Raw genomic sequence first — 13830 nt, forward strand, 5'->3', positions numbered from 1 at the left:
GACATAGAGTAGTCTTTTTGTGTACGCTTTACATAGCGTATTTCTTGAGGTACTTCCATAATGATACTTTTTGTGTATCGCTATTTCAGGACTAGACATTTTATTAAATAAAGAAAGACCTTCAAATTTGAAGGTCTTTTTTTTTATCCGGATCTTTGTTAAAGTTTCAGTCTCCTCAATATCTATTGTTTTGGATCTATTTAAAAAGTAAGGTTTCTTCAATTTTTTCAAATTGATTTTTTTCAAATTCTTCGATCTTCATGTTTTTTACCAAAAAGATTTTACGACAATCTTTGTAAAGAATTTCTAAAATATGTGACGAAATAAAAACGATGCTTGTTTTAGAAAGCTGTCTAATATAATTCATAAGTAAAAAATTAGATTCCAGATCAAGCCCGTTAAACGGTTCGTCCAGTATATAGAAACTATATTCTTTTTGAAAAACTGCATTTAAATACACTTTTTTCTTCATTCCGGTAGAGAACTCTTTTATAAGTTGATTTTCAGAAACTTCAAATATAGGCTTGATAGCTACTTCTTTGAGATCTAACAAATGAGTATAAAAGTTATAAAACTCTTTGGCGGTGAGTTCGTCATATACAGGAGGTTCTGTAGGAACCCATCCTGTATCTTGTAAAAGAACGCTGTTGCCATTAATAGAACAATTCCCGTTATATGTAGTTAAACCCAAAATGCATTTAAAGAATGTAGTTTTACCATGACCATTTTTACCAATCACACCATAAATTCCATTTTCTTTAATACTAACATTAACATTCTCTAATATGGTTTTGTCAGAATACTTTTTTTGGGAAATATTAATTTCTAGCATATTTTTAGTTTATTAATGTTTTTAATTGCTTTTCTATACAGGAAAGGAATTAATAGTAAAGGAAGACCGTAAAGTAAAATAGTTAAAGTGATAAAGGCAGTAAATACAATTTGATGGAGATAATCATTACTAAAGTAATTATATTTTAATACAATATTTATTAATGGTACAATAAAAATAATAGGAACAAATAGCAATTTATCCCATTGTAAAAAACAACAAACAATTATAATAACGGGACATATTATATAAAAGGTATTAATAAGTGAATTTTTAAATTGATAAAGTAAATATCTTTCAGAATCAAAAGGATTGCGCTTTATTTCTTCTACCCTTTCCCGTTCAAAAGAAGAAACAGAGGAGATTACGATCAGAATAAGAAACACAAAAAAAATAAGATTTTCATTATTGTATTTTATCGATATAAAAGTTAAAGCAATGGATAATGGAATGGTATAAATAAGTTTAAATTTTCTAAAAGTAACATGGAAGAATATATTAAAAGCATGAAAAGGATATGAAATTACCTTTAGATTTATCTTTGGGAGGTTTATTAAAAAGATCTGGAACAATAGAATACCCATAATAAACGCGAGCTCTTTTTTAAAGATTAAAACCAAATAAAAAGGAAAGAAGCAAATTAAATATTCTATAAAAAGTATTGTTTTGTAGTTTTTTTTAAGTCTTAAAAGCTCGATGTCAGATCTCTGGATATGATATATTACAATTTCAAGAAAAGGAATAAAAATATATTTATTTAAGGAATTATAGTTCTTATAAAATAAAAATGCAACGGCAAAGTGAAATAATATTATTAAAAAAATAGCTAAGTTATCATCTTTAGAAACTAATTTTCTAAAACGGACAAGGAACAAATAATGTAAGATTGTTTTCAATTTCTGAGATGTATATTGTATTTAACTCAACTAAACCATGGTTTTCAAAATTAACTAATTCTTACGCCATAATCCTCAATTTTAAAAGGTTATTAAAAACAGCAACAAAATCATTTTCTTCTCGATAACTTTTTTGTTTAGTATAAATAATAACAGATTATGAAAATATGGATAAAATTGTACTTTTGAATTTAAAAAAAGATCAGAGTACTTAAATATAAAATAATGGAAACTCAGTTTAAAAAAATCAAGATTACAATTGGAGTTGGTCTGTTTGCTTTTACCATGCAATCTCAGCAAATAGGAAATGGATTAGCAACTGGAGTTGGGGATTTTACAGTACCTCTTCTTTCAGGAACTTATTGCGCACTGAATCCAACAGGAACATTACCTGAAAATGATTGGCAACATTTATTTGTAGTCAGACACCCAAACCTTAACAATAACTATCAATTACAGATAGCTTCAATTATATCTGAAAATGATAAATTATATTTCAGGAAGTTAGCAGCCGGAGATGCAACTGCAGTCAATCCAAAGTGGCATGAATTAGCAACCAGGGGGAAAAATAATTTTATAGGAGATCAAACAATTACTGGAAATGTTGGAATAGGAACTCCAAATCCGAGTGAAAAACTCGAAATTTATAACTCAGATACAACACCGGCTGTAGTTTCCCTAAAAAGCAAAAGAAATGATTTGTCGTTTGTTGATGTAGGTAGAATAAGTGCCAAACAGGAATCTGTAGAGATAGCAAGAATTGGAATGCCCAGAGCTGGAGGAACATATATGGGATATTTGACCTTTTGGACAAAAGCAGATAATAATGGCGATTTAACTGAAAAAGTTAGAATTGCTGAAAATGGTAATGTCGGTATAGGAACTCAGAGACCAACTTCAAAATTAACTGTAGCAGGTGATATTAATTCAAGAGAAGTTAGAGTTAGTGTAGATGCCGGTGCTGATTTTGTTTTTGAGAAAGACTATAATTTACCATCGTTAGAATTTGTGGATAATTATATTAAAGAAAACAAACATTTACCTCAAATTGCTTCAGCTATAGAAATGCAAAATAATGGTATTAATTTATCGGAAATGAATATAAAACTTTTACAAAAAATAGAAGAGTTAACTCTTTATACGATTGAGCAGAATACAAAAATTAATGAGCTTCAAAAAGAAAACAAAAGGTTCTCTGATATTGAAAAAAGACTGGAACAGCTAGAAAAAGTAAGGAAATAAAAAAGTAATAATCTTTGTCAAAGTTTTAAACTTTGACAAAGATTAATTTATAAGTATTTAAACGAACTCATACCCGGCATAAACCTGTTCGATTTCTTTCATAATGGCGAAAAGATTTTCAGGTTCGTCTGTGGTAACCAGTTTTTGTTTGTATTCTTTAAACGAATGGATTCCTTTGAAATAATTGGTATAATGACGGCGCATTTCTACAATTCCCAAACGCTCACCTTTCCATTCCATTGACCACATTAAATGGTTTCTGGCGGCTTCAACGCGATCAATAACGGTTGGAGCAGGTAAGTGCTCACCGGTATTAAAATAGTGTTTTATTTCGTTAAAAATCCATGGATAACCAATCGCGGCACGACCAATCATGATTCCGTCGATACCGTATTCATTTTTATATTTTAGGGCTTTTTCAGGACTGTCGATGTCTCCATTTCCAAAAATAGGCATGGTGATTCTCGGGTTGTTTTTTACACGTGCAATGTGCGACCAATCGGCGTGGCCTTTGTACATCTGCGCACGGGTTCTGGCGTGAATTGTTAAAGCCTGAACACCAATATCCTGAAGTCTTTCGGCAACTTCATCAATGTTGATAGAGCTTTCATCCCAGCCCAAACGTGTTTTCACAGTCACAGGCAAATCAGTACTTCTGATAACCGCTTTTGTTAAACGGATCATCAAATCTACATCTTTCAAAACTCCAGCTCCTGCACCTTTACAAACTACTTTTTTTACTGGACATCCAAAGTTAATATCAACCAAATCCGGTTTAACAGTAGAAACAATTTTAGACGAAAGCGCCATTGCTTCTTCATCACCCCCAAAAATCTGAATTCCAACCGGACGTTCGTAATCAAAAATATCCAGCTTCATTCGACTTTTGATAGCATCACGAATTAATCCTTCCGATGAAATAAATTCAGAATACATTAAGTCAGCGCCATGCGTTTTACACAATCTGCGAAACGGCGGATCGCTCACATCTTCCATCGGTGCGAGTAATAAAGGAAATTCGGGTAATTCTATGTTGCCAATCTTGACCATCTTCAATATTTTTTGCAAAATTACAACATTTAGTTCAATTTAAAAGATTCTAAGTCTCTAAGATGCTAAGGTTCTGAGTTTTCATTCTTATTTAATAGTAAAAGAAAAACTTAGAACCTTAGAATCTCAGTACCTTAGCACCTTTAAACAGTAACTCTGTAATCAAAAAAACGAATAGGTTTTCGGCTCATCGGATTAAAAACTAAGGGATTCAAAGCTTCTTTTGCGGCGAACTCAATCTTTGGTGTTACTCTTAATTTGGCTCTGAAGTGATCTTTTATTTCCTGTAAAAATTCCGGACTTTGATTTTTTACAGCTATTTTTATCAGGATTTCATCGGTTCCTAAATCGTTGGTAGAGATTTCGATAATATGGTTCTCGATATTATCAAAACCACTCAAAACATCATTCATCGCTGGCGGGTAAAGTGTTGTGCCCTTGTATTTGATCATTTGTTTTTTACGGCCAACGACAGGACCAACACGCAACGTATTTCTTCCGCAGGCACAAGGGCCGTTGTGGAGTTGTACAATGTCTCCGGTTTTGAAACGCAGTAAAGGCATGGCTTCAATACCTAAGGTGGTAAAAGTCAATTCGCCAATTTCACCTTCTTTTACAGGAATATTATTTTCATCTAAGACTTCAACAATGATCAGTTCGGGATGGTGATGACCACCAACGCCGTGTTCACATTCAGTAAAAGCAGTACTCATTTCTGTGGAAGCGTAAGTCGAGAACAACTTAATATTCCATTTTTCAGTGATTTTGTTAGACAAAGTATTCATGGAAAAATCCTGATTTCGCAAAGATTCTCCAATACAAATTGCTCCTTTTATACTGGAGTTGTTGTAGTCAATTCCGTGTGCTTCGGCATATTCAATTAACTTTAGTAAAAAGGAAGGAACAGTAATCAGGTAAGACGGTTTGTATTTTAAAATAGAATCCCATTGCAGTTCCGGAATTCCAGCACCAACCCGAATGACCCCTACTTTTAGTTTTCGCAATCCCAGAAAATAAGCCAGTCCGGCCATAAACTTTCGGTCAATTGTAGTCATCAGTTGTACGACATCACCTTCGGCAATTCCGGCACAGGCAAACGAAATGGCTTCGTTATAAGCCAGACGATCGAGATCAGAATCGGTTAAACCAAAAGTAACAGGGTCGCCTAAAGTTCCGGAAGTAGAGGCATAATCAATAATTTGATGCTGCGGTACACATAAAAAATCATCGTTGTATTCTTGTAAATCCTCTTTTGTTGTTACGGGTAAATGCTGTAAATCTTCAAGTGTTTTAATCTTCGATAGATCAACATTTTGTCCGGCAAAAAGACGTTTGTAAAAAGGAGAGTTTTGACTGATATAGTGTAATAGTTCCGCTAATTTTTGCTCTTGAAAAATTTTAATTTCTTCTAAAGAATTTTTTTCTATTAATGGAATCATTGTAATTTTCTTTTGATTTTTTTTAAATATTTTTCAATCGCTGTTTTGTCAGGAACAGTTGTAATTTCTTTGGTTAAAGCTTTTTCAAAATTGGACTGAGAAAGCCGGTACTCTTTTTTTTGATAAAAGTACAACCCTGCTTTGTAATACACAACCCAATAATCAGGGTTTAGCGATTGGTAATTGCGGATAAGCTCGGGGTTTATCGTTTCTTTGTTTTTCAGATACAAATCGATCTTGTGATCTTCAGTTCTAAATTTCCTGTAATTTTTATAGGAAACGGTTTCTAAAAAAGGATCTTTCGGAATGTCTAAATTTATTTGCTGAAACGAAACAATTGAATCTGTTTTTCTTTCTTTAAAAACGGTATCCAGATTATAGCAGACAAATTCGCCCAATTGGTATGGATTGGCGGATACCCAAACCTCTTTTGTTGCAGGTTTAAAGATAACACCGTGATGAGCCATCAACTGGTTCAATGCTTTTTCATTTCCATAACCCAGACTAATATTGTTTAAACCCTCTTTATTTCGAAGAATTTCAGAGGCAATTTTAGGGTTGATTTTTGGAATTTCAGAAAATAGTTCTTTCATTTTCTCGAGACGATATTCGGAATGACTATTGGCAATCTGGAATTGGTTGCGTTTCTCCTTTTTTAAGTCCTCTCCCTGAAAATGATTAGAGCAGAGCAATTGATCGCTGTTTGGAATGTCGTAAACGTCCATTTTTTTGGGTGTGACTTCAATTAAAACGGCTCTGTTATCCTCTGCACTTCCCACCATTATGGATTCTGATACAAAAACGGCTCTTTTTTTGGCAATGATAATTGCTTCATTTATATTTTTGGCATGTTGTAATATTTCACGAGTAAGAATCGAAATGGGTGTTTTGGCGATCAGCGGAATTTTAGACTTTCCGGCATTAATGGTAACGGTTAGTCCCTTTTCATTCATTCCGGAAACGGCACCAATCATTCCGGGCCAGGTAATCATCATAAATTTGTGACCTTCTTTTGGATTGATAAACGCTACGATTTTGTTTTCTGCGAAAGCATCATTGACATAAAAATCAAAGTTGCGTCCCAGGATTAAGTTTCCGTCTTCCGACTTCTTTCCCCAGGCAGCAAAAGAAGAACAGCCTACCAAAGCCAGATCCTGTAAAGCATGACCAATATCGTGTGCGGCATGTAGGTATAAACTGCGTTGGTACTGAGGTGCTATATTATCAAAAGTCCGTGAGGTATATTGTGAAACGCCAAAAATCTCGGTTTGATATTCGTCAGGAACATTTGAATATAGTTTTCGATTGTACCATTTGAGAAAATGGCGAAGGAGTTTTTGCTGAAATTTTGAAGGAACAATATCCTGTATTTTAGAGAAGAAAATATGCTCCTGCTTTTTTAAAAGAGAATCTGACAAAGCACCGGTATTGAGTCCTATTTCCAGAGGATCACCTTCGGCATACAATTCCCAGAGGCCTTGTTTGTTTTTTAAAAGCGAATTTTTTCCGGAAACAAACACGCTGTCTGATATTTTGTTTACTTGAGGTTTTGTTGCGTTATAATGAGTAAGATCAGGTTGGTGACGCATGGATTTTGATGTTCCGCAAGATGCTAACATCGTTAAAAAACCGATAATGAAAAAGAGTATAATTCGGTTTTTCATAGCTTTTTATTCAGAAGCCTGATTGATTTTGGTTACTAAATATTCTTTTCCAACAATTTCAGAGCAGGTTACCACAGCGCCAATGGTGACTCCCAAAACACCGTGCATGTTAATACTTTGGCCTGTAAGATATAAATTATTCAGTTTGGTTTTTGACGGAATTAGCGTTTTCATCGGATTATTGGAATCTTTAACATATCCGTACATATTACCGCTGTCACCTCCAATATAATCCCTATAGGAAAGAGGTGTCGAGGTATGAATCGATTGAATACAGTCTTTAATACCCGGAAATTTCAGTTCGATCTCTTCTAAAAATTTCGCTGCCTTTCTGGATTTAAATTCTTCATAACTTTCTCCACGGTCATTTTCTTCAATGGTAGTATTAAAAGTATCGCTCCACGGAAGTACATCATCGTATTTCATATAAGTAATAAAAGTCATTCCTTCGGCCCATTCTTCCTGCTTTTTTGAGACATTCATGGAAGCCATAAAAGCTTTTGGCCAGGAAGCATCGTCATAATCATGAGAGGTCCAGACTTCGCTGCTTTTCTTAAAATGATAATGGTTGTGATTGATGTATTTAAAAGTTTCCGGTTTAAAAACAATATACAGACTAAAAGCCGAAATGACACCTTCAAGACTTTGGATTCTACTGTAAAATGATTTTCGGAAGTGTTCTTCACCAGTCATTTTCAAGGTCGTTTTGGGTTCAATGTTGGAAATAAAATACGAGCCGGAAACACGGGTTCCGTCTTTCATGTCTACCGAAGTTACTTTTTTGTCTTCGACATTAAAACGAGTAACTTCTTTGTATTTGTAAAATTCGCCACCGTATTTTTTGAGCTGTTTTAAAAGTTGTTTTGTAATCTGACTTCCGCCGTTAATGCATCGCCATGAACTTTGTATATAAGAATTTACAGAAAGAGCATGAACATAAAATGGTGATTTATCGGCAATTCCGGCATACAAAAAGTTAGAACCGGCGAGAACTGCTTTTAGCTTTTCATTTTGGGTGCATTCTTCAATCGTTTGTTTGGCATTTAAGCCTAAAATTTCATTGTCGTATTTACCTTCCCATTCTAAATTGTAGAGCGGAAAAGATTCGCAAATTGCTTTTATTCTTTTGCAGTATTCCTCAATATTGGTTTTTTCCTCGGGAAAAAATTGTAGGAGTTGAGCCGTAAAATTGGCATAACCCTGTGCATGAGGATATTCATTTTGATCGTCTTCAAAAGAAATAATATCAAAACCATCATCGTCTAATTTTTTAAGATTTAGATGGTCCATAATTCCCAAATACTTAAAATATTTGTAGAGATTTTGCCCTTCACCTAAACCTCCGATATAGTGAATTCCGGTATCAAAAATGGTTCTGTCGCGCACAAAAGTCTGGAGATTTCCACCGTATTGATTGTTTTTTTCGAGCACACAAACGCTATAACCTTCTTTGGCTAGAATAATCGAAGAGACCAATCCGCCAAGTCCGCTGCCAACAATTACAACATCGTATTGCTCTTTCATGCTAATTTTTTCTTTACTATCGTAATGCCTTTTTCTTCTGAGACAATTTCATAACCGGAGGCCATTAATTTTGTTTTATAATGCAGGCAATATATTAAAATTATGGAAGAAAATTTTGAAATGATTTTTTCAGGATCATCGCTATAACTTTCGTCAGAAATCAAAAGAACATCATATTGATTTTCAAGTACAGCTTCTAATTGATCCGGATAAATTATTTTTCTTTTCTTTAAAAAATAGTTGGTCTTTGAAACCGCCCGTTTTTCTTCGTCATGATTAAAGGAAGTTATTTTTCGTTGTGGTTCCTGCAAAGTTAGCAACACATCCAACTGCCCATAATCATTAGATAAATGCAATATTTTGGCATTCGCCGAAAGATACTTGTTTAAACTGTAGTAGGTTTCCAGATTCTTTTTTAAATCGCTTTTGACGTTTTTGATAATTTCAATTTCCTTGTAATCGTAACTGTGCAGAACCATTTTTTTGAAATATTCAGGGCCTTCTAACTGCTGACGAATTTTACGGTATTCTTCTTTGAAAAAAGCACTCATTTGTTTGGTTCTCTCGGCATAATTTTTTCCAAAAGAAAGATCATTAGGAGCAATTCTTTCTAAAATTGAAACCGTAAGTTGGCTGCTATGGATGACAAAATCACCTTTTGGAATTGCTTCTGAAGCGCCATGAATAACTACAGGAATAATATCCAGATTAAATTCTTCTGCCAGATAAAATGCACCTTTGTGAAAACGCTTGACCAGATTGCTTTCAGAACGTGTTCCTTCAGGAAAAATCATGAGCGAATAACCGTCGTTTATTTTTTGACGCAAATGTTCGACTCCGCCTTCGATTCCTTCCGAAACCGGATAAAAACCTGCTTTTCGAACGGTACCACCAAAAATAGGAGAGTTGTACACCCAGTCGTTTACCAAAAATATAATTTTAGGGCTAAGCATTCCCATGGCCAGGATATCAATAAAAGAAGAATGGTTGGCAATGATAATGGCCGGTTTTTCAAAGGTTTCACTAAATTTATTAATGACTTTTTTACGAAGAAACGGATTGGAATACAATACCGATTTCATGAATTTTGAGATCACGTAACGGAATGCCTTCATTTTTGTTTTCTCTTTTATCGGAAGAATCGGCATAATGGTGATGCTAAAAAGCGACATCACAATTCCGCCCAGACCGTAGTAGAAAAAGGAAATTACACCGTGAACAAAAGTACGCAGGACAAATGGAGGGTTTCCTTTTTTGGAACGGTTTGAAATGAATATTTTAAAAAGAATCGGGTAGAAAATAAACGTAATAATAAGTGCCGCAAAAACTCCGATTAAAGATACAGATGAGATAGATCTCAAAGCAGGATGTTGTGCAAAAATCATGGCACCAATTCCTAAAATAGTGGTAATGACGGCAAGAATTATAGAAGTTCGGTAAATGGCAATTTCATTTTTTCCCGTCGTATATTCTTTTTGAAGTGCACTGGTCATAAAAATACTGAAATCAACACCGTGACCAAAGATCAGTGTACAAACAATCATGCTGAAGATATTCATCTGAATGCCAAAAATGCCCATTATTCCGGCAGTAACAATTCCGGTTAAAGCAATCGGAATACAGCTTACGATAACCAATTCGAGTCTTCGGAAAAAGAAAAAAAGAATCAGAATTACCGCTACAAATGAATAATTTACCAGGGAGTTAAAATCGGTTTTTAAAGTACTGAAAAACGTTTCGTTCATTTGCTGGCGATCAATCGCAATCAGGTTTTTTTTAGCTGTGGCCAATTTTACAAAAGTGTCTCTTTGCTCCGGACTTACTTTTACCAGAGTAGAAATCGTGAAGAAACCGTTTTTTTCGGTTACAAACTCTTTTAGTTGTAGAGGTTGTATTTTCAGGTATTCTTGTGCCGAAATGGGTTTGAAGTCAAAGTTTAAATGATCAAAAAAGGCAGTATAGGTTGTGGGTTTAAATCCAAGTTTTAAACCTTCGGCAATTAGGCCGTTTTGTAGAAGCTGTTTTTTGTTGGCGTCCCAAAACGAATTCCACTGATTGATTTTTTGCTGTTGTTTCTGTCGGGAAAGCATGATACCTCCAACAGAACTAAAATTCAATATTTTGCCATTTTGTTTTTCTTTTGATAAATCGGTAAACAGGGCTGAGTTGTTTTGCAAAACCTCTTCGATACTATTTCCGTAGGAGGCCACATAAATGGTTTTTGAGGTAAGATTTGTACTTTCTTCCAGATCTTTTTCAGCAGCTTTTATTTCCTTTGGAATAAAATTCAATTGCGATAAATCGTTATTGAATCCTACATTTTTATACGTAAAACAACAAACAATGGTAATTAAAACACAAAAACCGATTAGAAATTTGTTGTTGTGAAAGGAAAAATGAGCGAGTTTATCGATCACATTTTTCTTGTGTTCAAAATTGTTTTCTTTTGGTTTGTAAAGATGAGGAACAATTAAAAGAGAGAAAAATGCAGAAGCCATTACAATAACGGCAGCGAAAATCCCTAAATCATTCAGCGCATCGGATTTCACAAAAAGCAGACATAAGAAAGCAACGGCCGTGGTTGAACTGCTCATAATTACCGGCATGGTAATGTCTTTGTACAGTGTTTTTACATCGCTGTTGTGTTTGTAATGTGTAAGGATATGAATCGAATAATCAATGGTGATTCCCAACAAAATAGAACCAATTCCGAGTGAAATGGCCGAAATATGTTCTTTCACAAAATACAAAAAGGCTACGGCAAACAAGGCTCCAAAAAGTGTGGGAAGAAAAATAATTAAAGGAATAAGTACTTTTCGATAGAATAAGATCAAAATCAACATCAAGGTAAACATTGCGATCGAAGTGGTCAGAATGATATCGCTTTTGATTTGATCAGCATTTGCCACGGCAATAAGCGCCGAGCCAAAATAACGGATTGAAGTTTTGGTTTTAAATTTTTGATTCAGGTTATCCTGAATGGATTTTAGTTTTTCGGCAAAAATGGTATTCTGTTCGGTTTCACTCGAAGGAAGATTTGAGGTGATAAAAAGAAGGAGTTTCTTTTTGTCTTTGGTCATGACAAAACCATTGTCAAGTGTAAAATCGTCGCCAATATTTAATTGTTGTAATTTTTTTAAAGCGATAAACGAAATACCCAGGGGATCTTGTAGAATAAAATCTTTTGTAATAAATCCGGACGGAGAGATAATTGACTTATAATTGCCCTGAACTGTCGCCGCAATACTGTCTTTTTGAAGTTTATTTTGGAGGACTTCATAATCTTTTTTTTCCAGAAAAAGAGGCAGATTGTTGTAGACAAAATCAATGGTCTCCTGAATATTTTCTTCATCAATTTTCCCCTGAATACCGGTTACATAAGGTTTGCAGGATTGGGCAACACTGTCTGAAAAAGCAGTTGCCATTTCTTTTAAATCTTCTTCGGTTCCGTTTTTATCGAGTTTGAAAATAACGGTAATTTTATCGGCAAAATTAAGCTGCTTGAGCACTTTTGCCGTGGCATCGGCTTTATCGTTGGTCGGAATCAGTTTGGTGATGTCCTCTTCAAATTTAATTTGAGAGGCAAAAAAACCAAAAGCGAAGAGCATCAAAATGGCCAAAGCAACCGATAAAGTTTTTCGTCGGTTTACAAATAAATGAATGGCGTAAAAATAGTGATGCATAAGTATTTAATATTATTTTTGGGCTATAGCTTTTTTTCGCCACAGATTAAAAGGATTATAAATGCTGTTACCAGTTTGCCACGAATTTCACAAATTTTCGCGAATTAATTTGTACAAACTTGTGAAATTGCTTTACTAGTTCACTTTCGTTCAAGTAGTGGTAACTTGACATAGATTGAAAATCAATTTAATCCTTTTAATCTGTGGCATTTTTTCGTTACGTTTCCGCAATTTATTAAAAATTAATTCGTGAAAATTTGTGAAATTCGTGGCAAAAAAACAATGAAAACCTTTTCAATTTGTGGCAAAACGTTACGTAATCTTTGTTTTGTTTTTAGTGCTAAAAGCGGTTAAAAGTAAATAACTTATAAAACCAATTGAGAGCGCTAAAACGGATGCTAAAATAAGACTTCCCACGATATATTGTGTAGCATTTTTTTGAATATCATCAAGTGTAACCGAACCATTTGCAGTTTGCATAACATCGTTTGAAACAAAGTAACTTCCCATTTTTAAAGATCCGTAAATAACAAAAGGAATGAAAGGCGGAAAACTCACATTTGAAGCTAAAAAAGCAATCACTTTGTTAAGCTTAAATAAGGTAGCAAAAGTTAAAAGTAGGATGGTTTGGAACCCCCAAAAAGGAGAAATTCCGATAAAAATGCCCAAAGTAATTGCTGCCGATTTTTTGAAATTGGAATCACTACTTTCTAAAATATCTTCCAAAAAGAATTTTTTAAAACCTTTTTTTTTTGCTTTTCTAAAAAAGTCTCTGGGTTTGATGTACAGCAATGCCCAAATGACCAAAACGGTATTTAAGATGCTGATTCGTGTAAAGTCTTTAAACGGACGAAAGTGTGAAACACGTTCAGCGGGATCGTACAAAATCTGAATCGGAATGTTTTTAACGACAACACCTTTCCAGGCAGAGCGAACGATTACTTCAATTTCGAACTCAAATTTATTGGTATAAAATTGTTTCGGAATGAGTCGCAAAGGATAGAGTCTGTAACCTGATTGGGTATCTCCAAGTTTAATTCCGGTTTCAAATTTAAACCAGAAATTAGAAAATTTATTTCCAAAACTACTTTTCTTAGGCACGTTTTCCTGTGTCATATTGCGGCTTCCTATCAATAACGAATTGGGTTCGTTTTGAATCTCAGCAATAAAATTAGGAATATCTGAAGCAAAATGCTGCCCGTCTGAATCAATTGTAATGGCATACTCAAAATTCAACTCGATTGCTTTTCGGAAACCATTTCTTAAAGCCCTTCCTTTTCCCAGATTTTTAGGATGATGAATCTGAGTGAATTGCGAATAGTGTTTCAGGATTTCAGAAGTTTCATCCGTCGAGCCATCATTAACAATAATGATATTTGAAGTGAAATCTAAAATAGAATCCAGCACTCTTCTCAGCGTTTTATGATTATTGTACGTTGGAACAATAACACAAAAGTGAGTCGAACTTAACAATTCCTGCTGTGATAAAGTAGGTTTCAT

8 protein-coding genes are annotated in these 13830 nt (G+C 34.3%); 1 reads left to right on the top strand and 7 read right to left on the bottom strand.

All coding sequences use genetic code 11. The features are described from left to right. Positions 1 to 196: 196 nt before the first annotated feature. A complete protein-coding gene (locus tag FLA105534_RS03785; RefSeq protein WP_173964707.1) occupies positions 197 to 832 on the bottom strand; it encodes an ATP-binding cassette domain-containing protein in 636 nt (211 codons plus the stop codon). Positions 833 to 1953: 1121 nt separating this feature from the next. On the opposite strand from FLA105534_RS03785, the gene FLA105534_RS03790 reads away from it, so the two are divergent. Further along, positions 1954 to 2970, top strand: coding sequence for a hypothetical protein (locus tag FLA105534_RS03790; protein WP_173964708.1), 1017 nt, complete (start codon positions 1954 to 1956; stop codon positions 2968 to 2970). Positions 2971 to 3027: 57 nt separating this feature from the next. Here the strand turns inward: FLA105534_RS03790 and dusB are convergent, their stop codons facing one another. From dusB to FLA105534_RS03820, 6 genes are all read right to left on the bottom strand, one after another. Further along, a complete protein-coding gene (dusB, locus tag FLA105534_RS03795; protein WP_173964709.1) occupies positions 3028 to 4020 on the bottom strand; it encodes a tRNA dihydrouridine synthase DusB in 993 nt (330 codons plus the stop codon). Between the two features lie 143 nt (positions 4021 to 4163). Further along, entirely contained in the window at positions 4164 to 5459 is a 1296-nt protein-coding gene (locus FLA105534_RS03800; RefSeq protein WP_173964710.1) for a phenylacetate--CoA ligase family protein, read from the bottom strand. Beyond that, positions 5456 to 7123, bottom strand: a complete 1668-nt coding sequence (locus tag FLA105534_RS03805) for a C45 family autoproteolytic acyltransferase/hydolase (protein ID WP_173964711.1) — start codon at positions 7121 to 7123, stop codon at positions 5456 to 5458. Before FLA105534_RS03805 ends, FLA105534_RS03800 begins: the two co-directional genes overlap by 4 nt. A gap of 6 nt (positions 7124 to 7129) precedes the next feature. After that, positions 7130 to 8647 carry a phytoene desaturase family protein gene (locus FLA105534_RS03810; RefSeq protein WP_173964712.1) on the bottom strand — a complete coding sequence of 506 codons (1518 nt, stop codon included), beginning with the start codon at positions 8645 to 8647 and terminating at the stop codon, positions 7130 to 7132. Then, positions 8644 to 12330 carry a 1-acyl-sn-glycerol-3-phosphate acyltransferase gene (locus FLA105534_RS03815; protein WP_173964713.1) on the bottom strand — a complete coding sequence of 1229 codons (3687 nt, stop codon included), beginning with the start codon at positions 12328 to 12330 and terminating at the stop codon, positions 8644 to 8646. The genes FLA105534_RS03810 and FLA105534_RS03815 overlap by 4 nt, the downstream gene beginning before the upstream one ends. Positions 12331 to 12642: 312 nt before the next feature. After that, positions 12643 to 13830: a DUF2062 domain-containing protein gene (locus FLA105534_RS03820; RefSeq protein ID WP_173964714.1), complete on the bottom strand. Its 1188-nt coding sequence runs from the start codon at positions 13828 to 13830 to the stop codon at positions 12643 to 12645.

Source organism: Flavobacterium collinsii (genome assembly GCF_902804485.1).
Classification (GTDB): Bacteria; Bacteroidota; Bacteroidia; order Flavobacteriales; family Flavobacteriaceae; genus Flavobacterium; species Flavobacterium collinsii.

Bases quoted from the DNA above. Each gene is read 5' to 3' on its own strand.
- FLA105534_RS03785 (WP_173964707.1), bottom strand. From the start codon at position 832: ATGCTAGAAATTAATATTTCCCAAAAAAAGTATTCTGACAAAACCATA.
- FLA105534_RS03790 (WP_173964708.1), top strand. From the start codon at position 1,954: ATGGAAACTCAGTTTAAAAAAATCAAGATTACAATTGGAGTTGGTCTG.
- dusB (WP_173964709.1), bottom strand. From the start codon at position 4,020: ATGGTCAAGATTGGCAACATAGAATTACCCGAATTTCCTTTATTACTC.
- FLA105534_RS03800 (WP_173964710.1), bottom strand. From the start codon at position 5,459: ATGATTCCATTAATAGAAAAAAATTCTTTAGAAGAAATTAAAATTTTT.
- FLA105534_RS03805 (WP_173964711.1), bottom strand. From the start codon at position 7,123: ATGAAAAACCGAATTATACTCTTTTTCATTATCGGTTTTTTAACGATG.
- FLA105534_RS03810 (WP_173964712.1), bottom strand. From the start codon at position 8,647: ATGAAAGAGCAATACGATGTTGTAATTGTTGGCAGCGGACTTGGCGGA.
- FLA105534_RS03815 (WP_173964713.1), bottom strand. From the start codon at position 12,330: ATGCATCACTATTTTTACGCCATTCATTTATTTGTAAACCGACGAAAA.
- FLA105534_RS03820 (WP_173964714.1), bottom strand. From the start codon at position 13,830: ATGAAACCTACTTTATCACAGCAGGAATTGTTAAGTTCGACTCACTTT.